Below are 13,451 nucleotides of genomic sequence, written 5' to 3' on the forward strand. Positions count from 1 at the left end.
TTGGAAGAACTCTATTGGAAGAAGGAAGGGCGGATTGCGAGCATCATTATCAACCGCTCTCATAAAAAAAATGCATTCAATTTACACATGTTTCAGAAGCTTTCCGTTCTGCTGGATGAGATTGAAAATGATGATGAAGTAAAAGTACTCGTACTGTGCGGTGCAGATGAGTCTGCTTTTAGTGCCGGTGCGGATATCAGTGAATTTTTACAGAATCGGACTTCGGCAGAGAAAGCGAAACAGTATAATAACATTGCTCTGGAGACGGTTGAAAAGCTTTACCATTTCCCAAAACCCACTATTGCAGCCATACGAGGTTTAGCGATTGGCGGCGGATTAGAATTGGCACTTTCTTGTGATTTCAGATTTGCCTCACAAGAAAGCCTCCTTGGCATAACGGCTGCAAAATTAGCGATTATCTATAATCTGGCAAGCACGAAAAGGCTTATTGATGCTGTTGGAACATCAATTGCTAAAGACATGCTTTATACAGGAAAGCTTGTGAAAGCGCCGGAAGGAAAAGAGATTGGACTTGTGCACCATATACTCCCGAAAGATGAACTTTTAACAACAGCATATGATTACGCTAAAGAGCTTTCTGAGAAGTCTTCACTGGCGTTAATCGGAACAAAGAAAGTCATTCATGCCGTTTTAAACGGTGCCATTGAAGAAGATGAAAAAATCGAGCAGCTCATCCTGGCCTCTTTTGAAAGTGAAGATTACCAGGAAGGCATTCAAGCGTTTCTAGAAAAGCGAAAACCAAATTTTAAGTAAGGATGGTGACGTAAATGGCTGTTCCTGTAAATAGTAAGGATGCCTTATTGCAAAATATGAATGCAGGCGATTATTTTCCCATTTCATACGAAGAGCTGGAAGAGCGTGCACAGACGGTGATGTCAGCAGGTGCTTTTGGATATGTACGCTCTGGAGCCGGTGGTGAAGAAACATTAAGAAGCAATCGGACAGATTTTCAAAAACATTCCATTGTGCCAAGAGTATTAACAGATGTATCTAGTATTAATACAAGCATCACACTTTTTGGAAAACAATATGACCATCCCTTCCTGCTTGCACCAGTTGGCATGCTAAAGCTTGCTCATGAGGGTGCTGATTTAGCTGTCGCTCAGGCAGCTGCACGCTATGGAATTCCATTTGTGCAAAGTACGGTTTCAAGTTATTCCATTGAGGAAGTAGCAGAAGTTTCCTCCCTAAGTCCAAAATGGTTTCAGCTTTATTGGTCAAATAATCGCAGTGTTTCCTTCCATATGGCTGAACGAGCTGAAAAGGCAGGCTTTGAAGCAATCGTTTTAACAGTAGATACCGTGATGCTTGGCTGGAGAGAAGAGGACTTGCGGAACCGATTTTCCCCTCTTAAGCTTGGCTATGGCAAAGCTAATTATGAAAGTGACCAGGTATTTCTCCAATCTCTTCCTGATGAAAGTGAAGAAAGCATCATTCAAGGTATACTAAATAATATCCATCATCCGTCTTTAAATTGGGAAGATGTGGCTGAGCTTAAAAAACGAACGAAGCTGCCGATTCTTTTGAAGGGAATTCTGCATCCCGAAGATGCCAAATTAGCGGTTGAGAATGGAATTGATGGCATCATTGTCTCAAATCATGGCGGCAGGCAGCTGGATGGTATCATTTCTGCAATTTCAGCATTGCCAGCGATCGCCGAGATAGTTAATAAACAAATTCCCGTGCTGTTTGACAGCGGCATCCGCCGTGGAGCAGACGTAGTGAAAGCAATTGCGCTTGGAGCAGACGCGGTGTGCATCGGCAGACCTTTTGTATATGCGCTGGCAGCTGGGGGACAAAAAGGAGTAGAAAAGCTGCTCGAGAATTTTATTCAGGAAACAAAGGTGTCCATCTCATTAGCTGGTGCCTCCAGTATTGCCGGGCTTTCCTCTGTGAAATTGGTTCAAACAACTTAAAGGGAGGTGCAGATGATGACACAGGCACTAAGCGGAATGAGAGTGATTGATGCAACCCAAATCTTAGCAGGCCCTTACTGTACTATGGTTCTAGGTGACATGGGGGCAGAAGTGATCAAAGTGGAAAAATCTCCTGGCGGCGACGATACAAGACGAATGGGCCCTTACATTGACGGAGAGAGCCATATGTTTATGATGGTCAACCGCAACAAAAGAGGAATTTGCCTTAACTTGAAGGAAGAGGAAGACAAACAAGTCCTCTATGAACTTGTGAAAACAGCAGATGTGTTTATTGAAAACTTTCGCCCTGGTGTGGCAGCAAAACTGAAGATCGATTATGAGACATTAAAAGAGCTTAACCCCGGCATCATTTATTGTTCAATTTCTGGTTATGGGCAAACAGGTCCATACAGAAATAAAGGCGGCTTCGATATTATGGCACAAGGCTTGTCTGGCATCATGGATATGACAGGAGAAAAGGATGGAAAGCCTGTTAAGGTCGGCATTGCCATTCATGATATCGCAGCAGCACAAACGGCTATTCAGTCGGTGCTGACAGCCTATATCCATAAGCTGAAATCAGGTGAAGGACAATATATTGATGTCTCTCTTGTCGATTCAGCTTTAGCATGGACCGTATGGGAGGCGGCAGCCTATTTTGGAGAAGGACAGCTTCCGAAACGAAATGGAACAGCTCACCGTGCCGCGGCTCCGTATCAAGGTTATGCAACTGGAGATGGCTTTATTTTAATCGGTGCTGCCAATCAAAAACTTTGGGAAAAGTTTTGTCTGTATGTAGTGGATCAACCCCAATGGCTTGAAGATGAGCGCTATGCAACCAATTCTTTAAGAAATGAGCATGCCCTGCAGCTTGAAGTGGATATCGAGAATGTGCTGCGAACACATTCATCCGCTCATTGGCTTGCATTACTTGAAGACAACGGCATTCCTTCTGGACCAATTTATTCCTATGATCAAACGATGAATGATCAGCATATCCAGGAACGTGAAATGATCCTCGAATACGAACACCATCAATTTGGGACTTTGAAAACATTGGGTTTTCCCGCAAAATACTCACAAACTCCTGCCAAACTATCAAAACCTGCTCCAAGATTAGGAGAACATAACGAAGAGATTCGCGCCGAGCTTGGTTTATAGGATTGGGGGAAGTGGTTTGTCATATGGCAAGCCGCTTTTTTATGTGGGTCGGCAGATTGGATATGTGGGGAGAATGGGGGTTTGATAGGAAAGAGCGGATGTTTGATGGGAAAGTCGTGAAAATTGATAGGAAAGAGCGGAAATTTGATAGGAAACTCAAACATTTTGATAGGAAACCCAGAAATTTTGATAGGAACCCCAAAAAATCTTTTAGGAAACTCATAATTAGCAGGGTAAATCAACTTTGGCGGGCAGGAACATGGTTAGGGTTTTCGTGAAAAGAGAGTAATTGCGTGATTAATCGTTATTTTTAGGATCAAAAAAGCGGTTTGATAGGAAAAAGCGGTTTTTTGATAGGAAAACTGAAAAAATTGATAGGAAAGAGCGGAATTTTGATAGGAAACCCAAACATTTTGATAGGAAACACAGAAATTTTGATAGGAACCCCAAAAAATCTCTTAGGAAACTCAGAATTAGCAGGTAAATCTATTTTGGCGGGCAGGAACATGGTTAGGGTTTTCGTGAAAAGAGAATAATTGCGTGATTAATCGTTATTTTTAGGATCAAAAAAGCGGTTTGATAGGAAAAACCGAATTTTTGATAGAAAAACTGAAAAAATTGATAGGAAAGAGCGGAAATTTGATAGGAAACCCAAACATTTTGATAGGAAACGCAGAAATTTTGATAGGAACCCCAAAAAATCTCTTAGGAAACTCATAATTAGCAGGTAAATCTATTTTGGCGGGCAGGAACATGGTTAGGGTTTTCGTGAAAAGAGAATAATTGCGTGGTTAATCGTTAATTTTAGGCTCAAAAAAGTGGTTTGATAGGAAAAAACGGATTTTTGATAGGAAAACCGGAAAAATTGATAGGAAAAAGCGAATTTTTGATAGGAAACTTGATAAGTTTGATAGGATAAAACAAAAATTTGATAGGAACCCCAGAACTTTTGATAGAAACCCCAAACAGTTTGATAGAAACCCCAAATATCTTATCAGCAATCCAAAAATAAGCTAGTTCTATAAACCATTTTTTCTCTAAAAAGCAAAAACCAATCCATTATTAAGCCGTTTTCTTCTGTTAATTAGTTCATCTAAGAGTCAAAAACCGGAATTTTGATAAGAAACTCAAAAAAACTAACAAACCAACAACCCCTTCACAGTACTTTTCCAGCTGTTCCATCAAAAAATCAGTGAGAAAGGAAAGCCTCCCACTGATTCAAGCTGCCGTTTTGTCTATTCATCCTCATCTTCTTCAAACACTTCTTCCTTCCGTTTTCTCAAGCGGTATATATAATAAGAAGGAACTAGGCCACAGATAAAAATAATGCCGCCGATGATCGCACCATCCCATATTCCATAGCCAGGTGTATTGGCTGTAAGGATGCCTACAATCAGACTAATCATTAAAGTAACTATCGCACTAATCTGAAGTGACCGATTGGACTGAGTTAAAGTGCGCTCACTGTCAACACTAATGTTCATCGATAAGTAGGCAAGCACGACCGTGGTCACCATAAACACTAGCCAAATCGGGTTATTACGCATTTGATCTATTCCGCCTTGTAAAAATTCATAGAAAAGAATGGCGAAAATGCCTAGTGACTGGACAGCAAAGGCAATTCTAATGTTTTTTAAATTCTTCATGATTAGACGTTCATCAGTTATTTTCTTCACTGTTAAATTCCTCCTCGCTAATCCAAAAAATTTCATCCAATTGAGCGTTTACTCTGTAGCAAATTTGCAGGCACAATTTCAGGGAAGGGTTATATTTTCCTTTTTCAATCAAACTGATCGTTTGCCTTGTAATGCCCACACCGTCCGCCAGCTGCTGCTGAGTTAGATTTGCTTTTATTCGAGCCAATTTCACATTGTTTTTCATAGCAGCCCTCCATATTGAAAATGTAAAATATAAATTACATAACAAAAAAGAACCTGAAATGATCAGGTTCTTTTCAACAGCAAATCAATAATTTTATTCCTGCTTTTCCTTCTCTGCATGCTCATCCTTCTCCAGCATGACAATCAGTCCAGGCAGGAGCACGCCGCGGATCAGGAAGGTATCTAGTAAAATCCCAACGGCAACAATGAAGCCAAAGACGAAGAGCAGCTGAATCGGCTGTGTCATTAAGACAGCAAAGGTTGCGGCAAGAATAATCCCCGCAGAGGAAATGACTCCGCCTGTACTAGAGACAGCCAGTTCAATAGCTTTTTTAACAGGATATTTTTTGCGTTCTTCCTGAAAGCGGGACACAAGAATGATATTGTAATCAATGCCGAGTGCCACAAGAAAAACAAAGGCATATAAGGGCACGCGATTGCTGATGGCACTAATATCAAAGAATAGGTCGGATAAAAATAACCCTAATCCTAAAGCAGACAGCAGTGATACTAAAATGGTTCCAATCATATAGATTGGCATTTTAATCGATCTTGTTAAGAAGATCAGCATCACAAAAATAAGAATCGTCTCAAGTGCGACTATTACAATAATATCGCGATTGTTCACATTGCGGTCATCCACTAGACTTGCCGTTTCGCCTGCAAAGTATAAATTGCCTTCTAGATTTGTTGTTTCGATTATATTATCCGATTCTTCAATTGTCTGTTCCATAGCATCAATGACTTCTTCTGAATAGGGATTTTCATCATATGTGACTGAATAGGAGATCACCTTAGAATCATCGGTTGTTTCTGAGATTGAAACACTTCTTACTAATAATTGATCTTCCAGGGCTAATCTTAGATTTTCAGCATCATCTGGTGTGATCGCTTCTTCTGCTTCATAGAGAACCGTTGCAGGAGCTATATCCCCTTTGGCAAACTTCTCAGATAGCAGTTCATAGCCTTGTCTTGAAGGCATATCCTCTGGAAAAGACTTAATGGTATCAAACTCATAATGAAGGTTGAATAGATTTAAGGATGATACAATTAAGAAAACAGCAATGATCGATACTGCCGTGCCTGGTTTCTTCACAACGATTCGAGCGACTTTACTCCAAAATGAGTTCTTATTAAGTTGTTCATCGCCCACCTTAGGCACCTTCGGCCAGAATGCTTTGCGTCCAAAAAGGGTGAACAATGCTGGCACTAATGTGACTGAAGCAAGCATAATAATCACCATTGCGGTTGCAAAGGTTGGGGCAAAATTACGATAATCGCCTGACTGAGCGAAAAATAAGACAAGCATGGCTGCGAGCACGGTTCCCCCTGAGAAAAAGACAGGCAAGCCCGTTTCGCGCATGGCTGATTTCATGGAATCGAAGCGGTCTTCATATCTCTTTAATTCTTCACGATAGCGAGAAAAGACGAAAAGTGAATAATCAATAACAGCTGCAAACAATAAGATCGACATGATGGATATGGTTTGCTGGCTGAGATCTAATCCCGAGGCTCCAAGGAATCCGAGTGATTTCATTACAACCTGGTATACAAAACCAGCTGCGAGTAATGGAATAAGTGCAAGCAATGGTGAGCGGTAGATGACAATTAAAAGAATTAAGATTAAGCCAACTGTAGAGAACAGCAATACTAAATCGGCCCTTGAGAATAAATCTACAGAATCAGATGAAATGCCTGCAGGTCCAGTAATAAATAATTCAAGATCGGATTCTTCAGCAATAATGTCACTGATCTGATGGTTTGCATCCTGGATTTCCTTCGTTTCCATTGAATCCTGATAAATTAATGGAAGAGATGCAGTTGTTTGATCTTCAGAAACAAAGGATTCAACTGCAGCTGGAGGAAGCGCGGCGAGAGGAATTAGTTCCTTGATTCCATCTATTTGTTCATTTTCTATAGCTTGAAAGGCAGAAACGAGTTCTTCAGTACTTAGATCCCCGCTATCTCTATGAAACACGAGTATAGCTGGAATTCCGTTTTCGCCTTCGAAATATTGGTTTTGCTTACTTTCTGCAATAACTGATTGTGCATCATCAGGCAAGGAAGCGATATTTGAAACCTCATAATCCTTATGATTAGGCCCGAAAATCGTAAATAAGACAGTGACAGCGAGCCATGCGGATAATGTAATCCACATTCCTTTTTTCGTGGAAACCCAGTCTGTGACTGCTCGCAGAAAACCTTTCATTTCTTCTTCTCCTCTCAAAGTGACAGTTGTGTCATTTTAACTATATAGAGGTCTGTAATAGACCTGCTGTAATCATTATCTTTATAAATGACACTTCTGTCAATTATTATGTGCAAACATTCCGGATTGAAGCATTTCTTTAATTGAGCTTACCCAGACTGATTGGGGGATGCCAAAATGGTTTGGAATAGCGATGGATTGAAAAATATAGCCCAAAATGAGCGTATCAGGCAAATGGGGTTTTAACATGTTTTCCTGCTTGCCGAGGCTAATAAAATCCTGCAAATGCTTATACATATCAATTTGCATTTCCATCAATCTTTGCTTATTTTTTTTCACAACCTCAGTAGAGGATTGCACTTGTTTGCCGATCTCTATTAATCGGTGCAAGTTGGAATTCTGAAACATAAACGTAATCAGAAAATCAAATTGTCCGTTAAAGTCACTGATATGACTGATTTGCTGCAGCTCTTTATGGGACTGTTCCATTTCAAAGATCATATAAGCAGTAATTAATTCATCTTTATTTTCAAAGTATTTATATATGGTGCCTCTGGCCACATTTAAGGCGTCTGCCAGATGACTGAATGTAAATCCTTCATACCCATTATTTAATAGTAAAGGCTTCACCTGTTTGTATAATTCCTCAAGTGAAAATTTGCGTTCCCGTGCCATAAAAAACTCACCTCATTCCTTATTATAGGGTATTTTGCCGGCTCATACTAAACGAAAAATGAAATTAACTTTATATGGAAAAATTTTGTTGGGATTATAAAATATTCTTTGCAATACACGCTGAAAACAATTACACTTTTTCTGAGAAAATATCGCAGCTATGAACAAGTGTAAGGTTGTCTTATAATAAAAAAATAAGAGTTTATATTAGATTTGGAGGATATAGCATGGCTAAAATAAAATCTATACAGATCGACGGGGAAAATATAGTTTATTTTAATAGTGCCATCTATTTGTTCCATGCTAATTCCGGCTGTACCCTGCAATTAGATATAATTGTCAGTGAAATTACCATTAAAAAGTATACTGATAGAGAAAGTCATATTATAGAAGTGGAATTGGAGAATGGCAGTCTGGTTACTTCATTTATGACCGTGAATATATTGCCTGGAAGGATTCCTCACTTAAATTTTGTCAGTGAAGTGGAGGATGCTGATGAATATAGTGAACTGCCGGCAGTTCACGAAAACGATCTTAATTTTCCAGATATAGAACAAGGCATTACGTTAGAAGAAATTCGTAAAGTAGAGATGCCATATGAAAAGGTTGCCTTAAAATTGACCTTGCCTATAGATCAGGCTGAATGGCTGCAGCAGAAAACCAAAAAAGAATTGAATGCTATTTTTAAAGAACTGTTAGAGGGAAGAATGAAATAAGAATCTCTTTTAACTAATTACACATTCTACTTGCATCGCATAAATATATGCGATGTTTTTTTGCCTGAAAATGAAAGTGCACTATGGAAAATTTTTATTGACAAGAGATATCATTTTTCATAAAGTTAACTATATTAATAGTTCATGTGTTGAATAATTAAAGTAGAGAATAATTTTATAAAGAGGTGAATATATACATGGGGGAACATTCGATAAAAGATCTTATTGATCGTTATATTGAAATTTCATTTATTGTAAACCGCTGTGGACAGAGCCTGGTGAAAAGTCAGGTTGGCAGTGACTTAACGTATGATCAGCATTATACGTTGCGTCATATTTATAAATCCGGTTCATGTACATCGTCAGAGCTTGCAGAAGTGTTTGATGTGAAAAAAAGCGCAATTACAGCCATTATTACAAGGCTGTGGGAAAAAGGACTTATACTGCGGACACGGGATGAGAGTGATCGCAGGGTGGTCTATTTGACGCTGACAGACAAAGCAAAGGCGTTATTCGAAGATACAGAAGAACGTATTCAGAAGTTAGTAGAGTCACTGATTAATAACTTTGAAGAAGATGAAATCAATCAATTTATGGATTCATTTGAGAAGCTTAAGAACTTTATGCTGCAAAGCAAAGAAAATATTCAGACGGAGGAGACAAAGTGAGTACAATCATCAAACGAAAATGGCTTGTCATCATTGCATGGATTGCTATTGTTGCTGGACTTTTTCTTGCCGCTCCGAGCATGGGAGACCTTGTTCGTGAAAAAGGTCAAATTACCGTGCCAGATGAATACTCTTCAGCACTTGCAGGTGAAATTATGTCTGAGGTGCAAGAAGATGAAGGCGGCGGCAATGATACAGGAGTCGCTTTGGTATTTCACAATGAAAATAAGCTGAATGAAGAAGATATTCAAGAGGCTGAAAGAGCGATTCGGTTACTGGAGGACCAGCAAGAAGAGCTTGGAATTACAGAGATTCTAACTCATTTTAATGAAGAATCACTAAGAGATCAGCTTGTATCAGAAGACGGAAAAGCAATACTGGCTCAAGTTACCGTGAACTGGAACGACCGTGAAGCAAAGGAGCTAAGTGATGCTTTATATACAGCGGTTGAAGATGTAAAGGTTGACCATTATTACACAAGTGAATGGATGATCAGTGAGGACGTGATGACGAGCTCACAGGAAGGACTGAAGAAAACAGAGGGCATTACAGTAGTATTTATAATAGCTGTTTTATTGCTTGTTTTCAGATCGGTCATAGCACCGTTAATCCCGCTTGTCACAGTTGGACTTACCTATTTGGCATCGCAGTCAATTGTCGGTTTTCTTGTTGATCATTTCGACTTTCCGATTTCAAGCTATACACAGATTTTCCTTGTTGCCGTTCTTTTTGGTATAGGGACAGATTATTGTATTTTGCTTTTAAGTCGTTATAAGGAAGAGTTGAGTCATTCAGAGAGTATCACCGACGCCATCATAGCTACTTATAAAAATGCTGGAAGAACGGTATTTTTTAGTGGTGTAGCAGTGATGATTGGATTTGCAGCGATTGGTTTCTCGCAATTTATTCTTTATCAGTCCGCGGCCGCTGTGGCGATTGGGGTAGCGATTTTGCTTATTGCCCTTTTTACCATCGTTCCATTCTTTATGGCAGTCCTGGGCAAAAAGCTGTTTTGGCCATCAAAAGGATCGGCAGAGCATGCAGACAGCAAGCTATGGGGAACGGTTGGCAAGTTCTCTTTAGCAAGGCCGTTTATTGCCTTGCTGATTGTTGCTGCCGTATGTGTACCTTTCTTAGCCACATATGATGGAGAGCTTTCATTTAACTCGCTTGAAGAAATTAGCGGAGATGTGAATTCCATCAAAGCATTTAATGCGATTTCTGACAGCTTTAGTCCTGGTGAATCCATGCCAACACAGGTTGTTATCCGAAATGACGAAGAAATGGATTCAACTGAATATATCAGTCTGGCAGAGAAAATCAGCGATGAGCTATCACACATTGACTTAGTTCAAAGTGTCCGCTCGGTTTCAAGGCCAACGGGAGAAGTGATGGATGATTTATATGTCGGATCTCAGGCGGAAACACTCGGAGATGGAATTGGAGATGGCCGTGACGGAGTTGAACAAATTCGGGACGGCTTGAATGAAGCAAACACAATGCTTACAGATCAAGCTCCACAGCTGGAACAATCAACAGCTGGAATTAACCAATTAATAGATGGAACAAATCAGGCGAAAACAGGCCTTGAAATAATTCAGACAAACCTATCAACGATTGAGCAGGGGTTACGGGAAACTTCAATGGGCTCAACTGAGATTATTGCAGGATTAGAAAGAGCGAAAGCTGGCGTTCAGCAGCTGGCAGGTGTATATGAACAGTTGGGCATCGGTTATCAAGATGCTGCTGAAAATTTAGCTCAAGTATCGGATGGACTATCAAAAGCAAATTCAGCTTTGTTTAGTCACTTAGAAGGAAAGTATACAGATTTAAGTGAAGATGCTGTTTACAATCAGCTGAAGAATCAAATTAATGCATTACAGGGAAGTCTGCCGGATATTGTAAATGGAATTAATCAAGGAAACAATGCATTCCAAAATGCAAATAAAGAGCAAAACAATATAGTTGCAGGATTCGACCAACTGCTTGCAGGACTTGAAAAGCAGCAGGCTGGCTTAGAGCAAATGGCAAATGGCCAAGGGCAGATTGTCGGCAGGATGCCTGAATTAACCGATGGTTTAGCTGGTATTGCGACTGGGCAGGAACAATTGCTTGCAGGCTTTGGAGATCTTGATGGACAGATCGGCGAATTAACAGATGGACTCGGCCAAAGTGTTGATGGCTTAACAGAAGTGTCTGACGGACTTGGGTCTGCGCAAGACTATTTAACGGGTTTAGCAAATAGCTCAGACGCGTTTTATTTACCTGAGGATGTGCTTGGCAGTGACGATTTTGCTCAAGTCCTAGATGTCTATTTATCTGAGGATCGCAAAGTAATGACACTGGATGTTATTTTCGAAGCAAATCCGTATTCAAATGATGCAATCAGCCAAATTCCTGAAATTAAGGACACTGTTGAAAAAGCAACTAAAGGAACAAAGCTTGAAAATGCAGTTGTTGCTGTTGGCGGACCAACAAGCATGAATGCTGATTTAGGAACAATGAGTGATCAGGATTACACCCGCACAGTTATTTTAATGCTTGCTGGTATAGCGATTATTCTTGTTTTCTTGTTCCGATCACTTATCATGCCGCTGTATTTAATCGGCTCACTGATTCTGACATATTATACTTCTATGGCGATCAATGAAGTAATTTTTGTCAACATTCTTGGCTACTCAGGCATTAGCTGGGCTGTTCCATTCTTTGCTTTCGTTATTCTTGTTGCACTTGGTGTGGATTACAGTATCTTCCTGATGGATCGTTTCAATGAGTATCGGGACTTGTCTGTATCTGAAGCAATGCTGTTATCGATGAAAAAGATGGGTACAGTAATCATTTCGGCTGCTGTCATCCTAGGCGGGACTTTTGCGGCGATGATGCCTTCTGGAATGCTGTCGCTTCTGCAAATTGCAGCGATCGTCATTGTAGGATTATTCCTCTATGCACTTGTCATTCTGCCATTGTTTATCCCGGTCATGGTGAAAAACTTTGGTGCTGCCAACTGGTGGCCGTTTAAACGATAAATAATTTGAAAGGCAGCGATTTCCTGTTATGGAGTTGCTGCCTTTTATATTTTTGTACATGGTCAAATAAAAAAAGCACCATTTTATGATGAAAAAGGTGCTCCTTTTTAAAAATATTAATTAATCTCAGCTGAACCGCTTGTTACTCGAACATTGACTTCATGTGTCCCAGCTCCGCTTTTACCAGTAAAGCCATCATCGCTTTCGGATTTGTTTTCTAATGGAAGGTTCGCAGATATATGCCCGCTATTATATTCGCCTTTTATGGTATAGTCTCCATCATCTGGTAAATCAAGCTGAAGTCGTCCAGAGCTTGCACGAAGATCAATATCATCTGTAACTTCTTTAAAGGAAGCTGTTAATCGGCCGGAGGATAACTCTCCTGTTAATCCGCCAGTCATGTTATCTAGTGAGAAATCTCCTGAACTTAGATTTGCCTTAATATCATCCGCTGTTATGCTGTCCCCATCAATTCTTCCGGAAGATGCTTTAAGAGATACAGATTCTGCAGTAACATTGTTAATATCAGCTTTTCCGGAACTTATGGAAAAATCACTTACTTTGGCTTCAATACCATCAACGCTCATCACGCCAGAAGTAGCCTCAAGTGAAACCGTTTCTGCTAGGATGTTTTGGACATTTATTTTTCCTGAACCTAATTTAACATCCATCTCGTCAAGCTGCCAATCATTTTCACCATTTACGTCAATCGTGCCAGATCCGCCTCTAATGGATAAAGTGCGGTCAAATGTCTCAGGAACATGAATGACAATCGTTGCTGTTCTATTAAAGGGGCTGCTGAACCAAAACTTACGTTCATACTTTATTTTCAATGTGTCGCCTTCCTCTGTGACATTAACTTCCCCTTTTCCTTCAAGCTCTGTTTCTAAATCATCACCGCTCGTTCTTTGAATTGTCGCATTTGCACCTTCTAATTCAATTGCGATTTCTTCAATATTGGAACCAACTTTGCCATTAGATGCACTGCTTCCAAGCGGCAGCCATTGGTAGGCAGTAGTAGCAATAACATATAAGCTCACTAATACTAAAAATATGATAAAAATTCTTTTCATAAATCCTCCTTGTTGTACTCTGTTTTCCTTATTTTACTATAAAATAAGGAAAGCGGTATTGAGCCATAGCAGGATTCTGATATAAGACTTGAGGAGTATAAGTACT

General features: G+C 40.0%; 11 protein-coding genes. 6 read left to right on the plus strand and 5 right to left on the minus strand.

Annotated features, from left to right (window positions below):
* The 3 genes from A6754_RS04540 to A6754_RS04550 are packed head-to-tail and all read left to right on the plus strand — an operon-like array spanning position 1 to position 3,098.
* Positions 1 to 774, plus strand: coding sequence for an enoyl-CoA hydratase/isomerase family protein (locus A6754_RS04540; RefSeq protein WP_066442719.1), 774 nt, complete (start codon positions 1 to 3; stop codon positions 772 to 774).
* 14 nt (positions 775 to 788) lie between these two features.
* Entirely contained in the window at positions 789 to 1,937 is a 1,149-nt protein-coding gene (locus A6754_RS04545; protein WP_066442720.1) for an alpha-hydroxy acid oxidase, read from the plus strand.
* A gap of 12 nt (positions 1,938 to 1,949) precedes the next feature.
* Positions 1,950 to 3,098 (plus strand): CaiB/BaiF CoA transferase family protein, encoded by a 1,149-nt coding sequence (locus A6754_RS04550; protein WP_257297411.1) that lies wholly within the window; start codon positions 1,950 to 1,952, stop codon positions 3,096 to 3,098.
* Between the two features lie 1,235 nt (positions 3,099 to 4,333).
* Here A6754_RS04550 and A6754_RS04565 read toward each other — a convergent pair.
* The 4 genes from A6754_RS04565 to A6754_RS04580 form a co-directional block, all read right to left on the minus strand.
* Positions 4,334 to 4,774, minus strand: a complete 441-nt coding sequence (locus A6754_RS04565) for a hypothetical protein (RefSeq protein ID WP_066442723.1) — start codon at positions 4,772 to 4,774, stop codon at positions 4,334 to 4,336.
* Positions 4,758 to 4,979: a helix-turn-helix transcriptional regulator gene (locus A6754_RS04570; RefSeq protein ID WP_066442724.1), complete on the minus strand. Its 222-nt coding sequence runs from the start codon at positions 4,977 to 4,979 to the stop codon at positions 4,758 to 4,760. The genes A6754_RS04565 and A6754_RS04570 overlap by 17 nt, the downstream gene beginning before the upstream one ends.
* Before the next feature lie 93 nt (positions 4,980 to 5,072).
* Positions 5,073 to 7,187, minus strand: a complete 2,115-nt coding sequence (locus tag A6754_RS04575) for an MMPL family transporter (RefSeq protein WP_066442725.1) — start codon at positions 7,185 to 7,187, stop codon at positions 5,073 to 5,075.
* 99 nt (positions 7,188 to 7,286) lie between these two features.
* On the minus strand, positions 7,287 to 7,862 hold the full coding sequence (locus A6754_RS04580) for a TetR/AcrR family transcriptional regulator (RefSeq protein ID WP_066442726.1): 576 nt from the start codon (positions 7,860 to 7,862) through the stop codon (positions 7,287 to 7,289).
* Positions 7,863 to 8,089: 227 nt separating this feature from the next.
* Here A6754_RS04580 and A6754_RS04585 point away from each other — a divergent pair, with 227 nt between their 5' ends.
* The 3 genes from A6754_RS04585 to A6754_RS04595 all read left to right on the plus strand — a co-directional run bounded on the left by A6754_RS04585 (position 8,090) and on the right by A6754_RS04595 (position 12,272).
* Positions 8,090 to 8,578 (plus strand): hypothetical protein, encoded by a 489-nt coding sequence (locus tag A6754_RS04585; protein WP_066442727.1) that lies wholly within the window; start codon positions 8,090 to 8,092, stop codon positions 8,576 to 8,578.
* A 197-nt stretch (positions 8,579 to 8,775) separates the two neighbouring features.
* Positions 8,776 to 9,246, plus strand: coding sequence for a MarR family winged helix-turn-helix transcriptional regulator (locus A6754_RS04590; protein ID WP_066442728.1), 471 nt, complete (start codon positions 8,776 to 8,778; stop codon positions 9,244 to 9,246).
* The gene (locus A6754_RS04595; RefSeq protein ID WP_066442729.1) at positions 9,243 to 12,272 is read left to right on the plus strand and encodes an MMPL family transporter; all 3,030 of its coding nucleotides are present in this window, start codon (positions 9,243 to 9,245) and stop codon (positions 12,270 to 12,272) included. The genes A6754_RS04590 and A6754_RS04595 overlap by 4 nt, the downstream gene beginning before the upstream one ends.
* 116 nt (positions 12,273 to 12,388) lie before the next feature.
* Here the strand turns inward: A6754_RS04595 and A6754_RS04600 are convergent, their stop codons facing one another.
* Positions 12,389 to 13,345, minus strand: a complete 957-nt coding sequence (locus A6754_RS04600) for a DUF4097 family beta strand repeat-containing protein (protein WP_066442730.1) — start codon at positions 13,343 to 13,345, stop codon at positions 12,389 to 12,391.
* Positions 13,346 to 13,451: the final 106 nt, after the last annotated feature.

The sequence above is a fragment of the Cytobacillus gottheilii genome, assembly GCF_001636345.1.
Taxonomy (GTDB): Bacteria; Bacillota; Bacilli; order Bacillales; family Cytobacillaceae; genus Cytobacillus; species Cytobacillus gottheilii.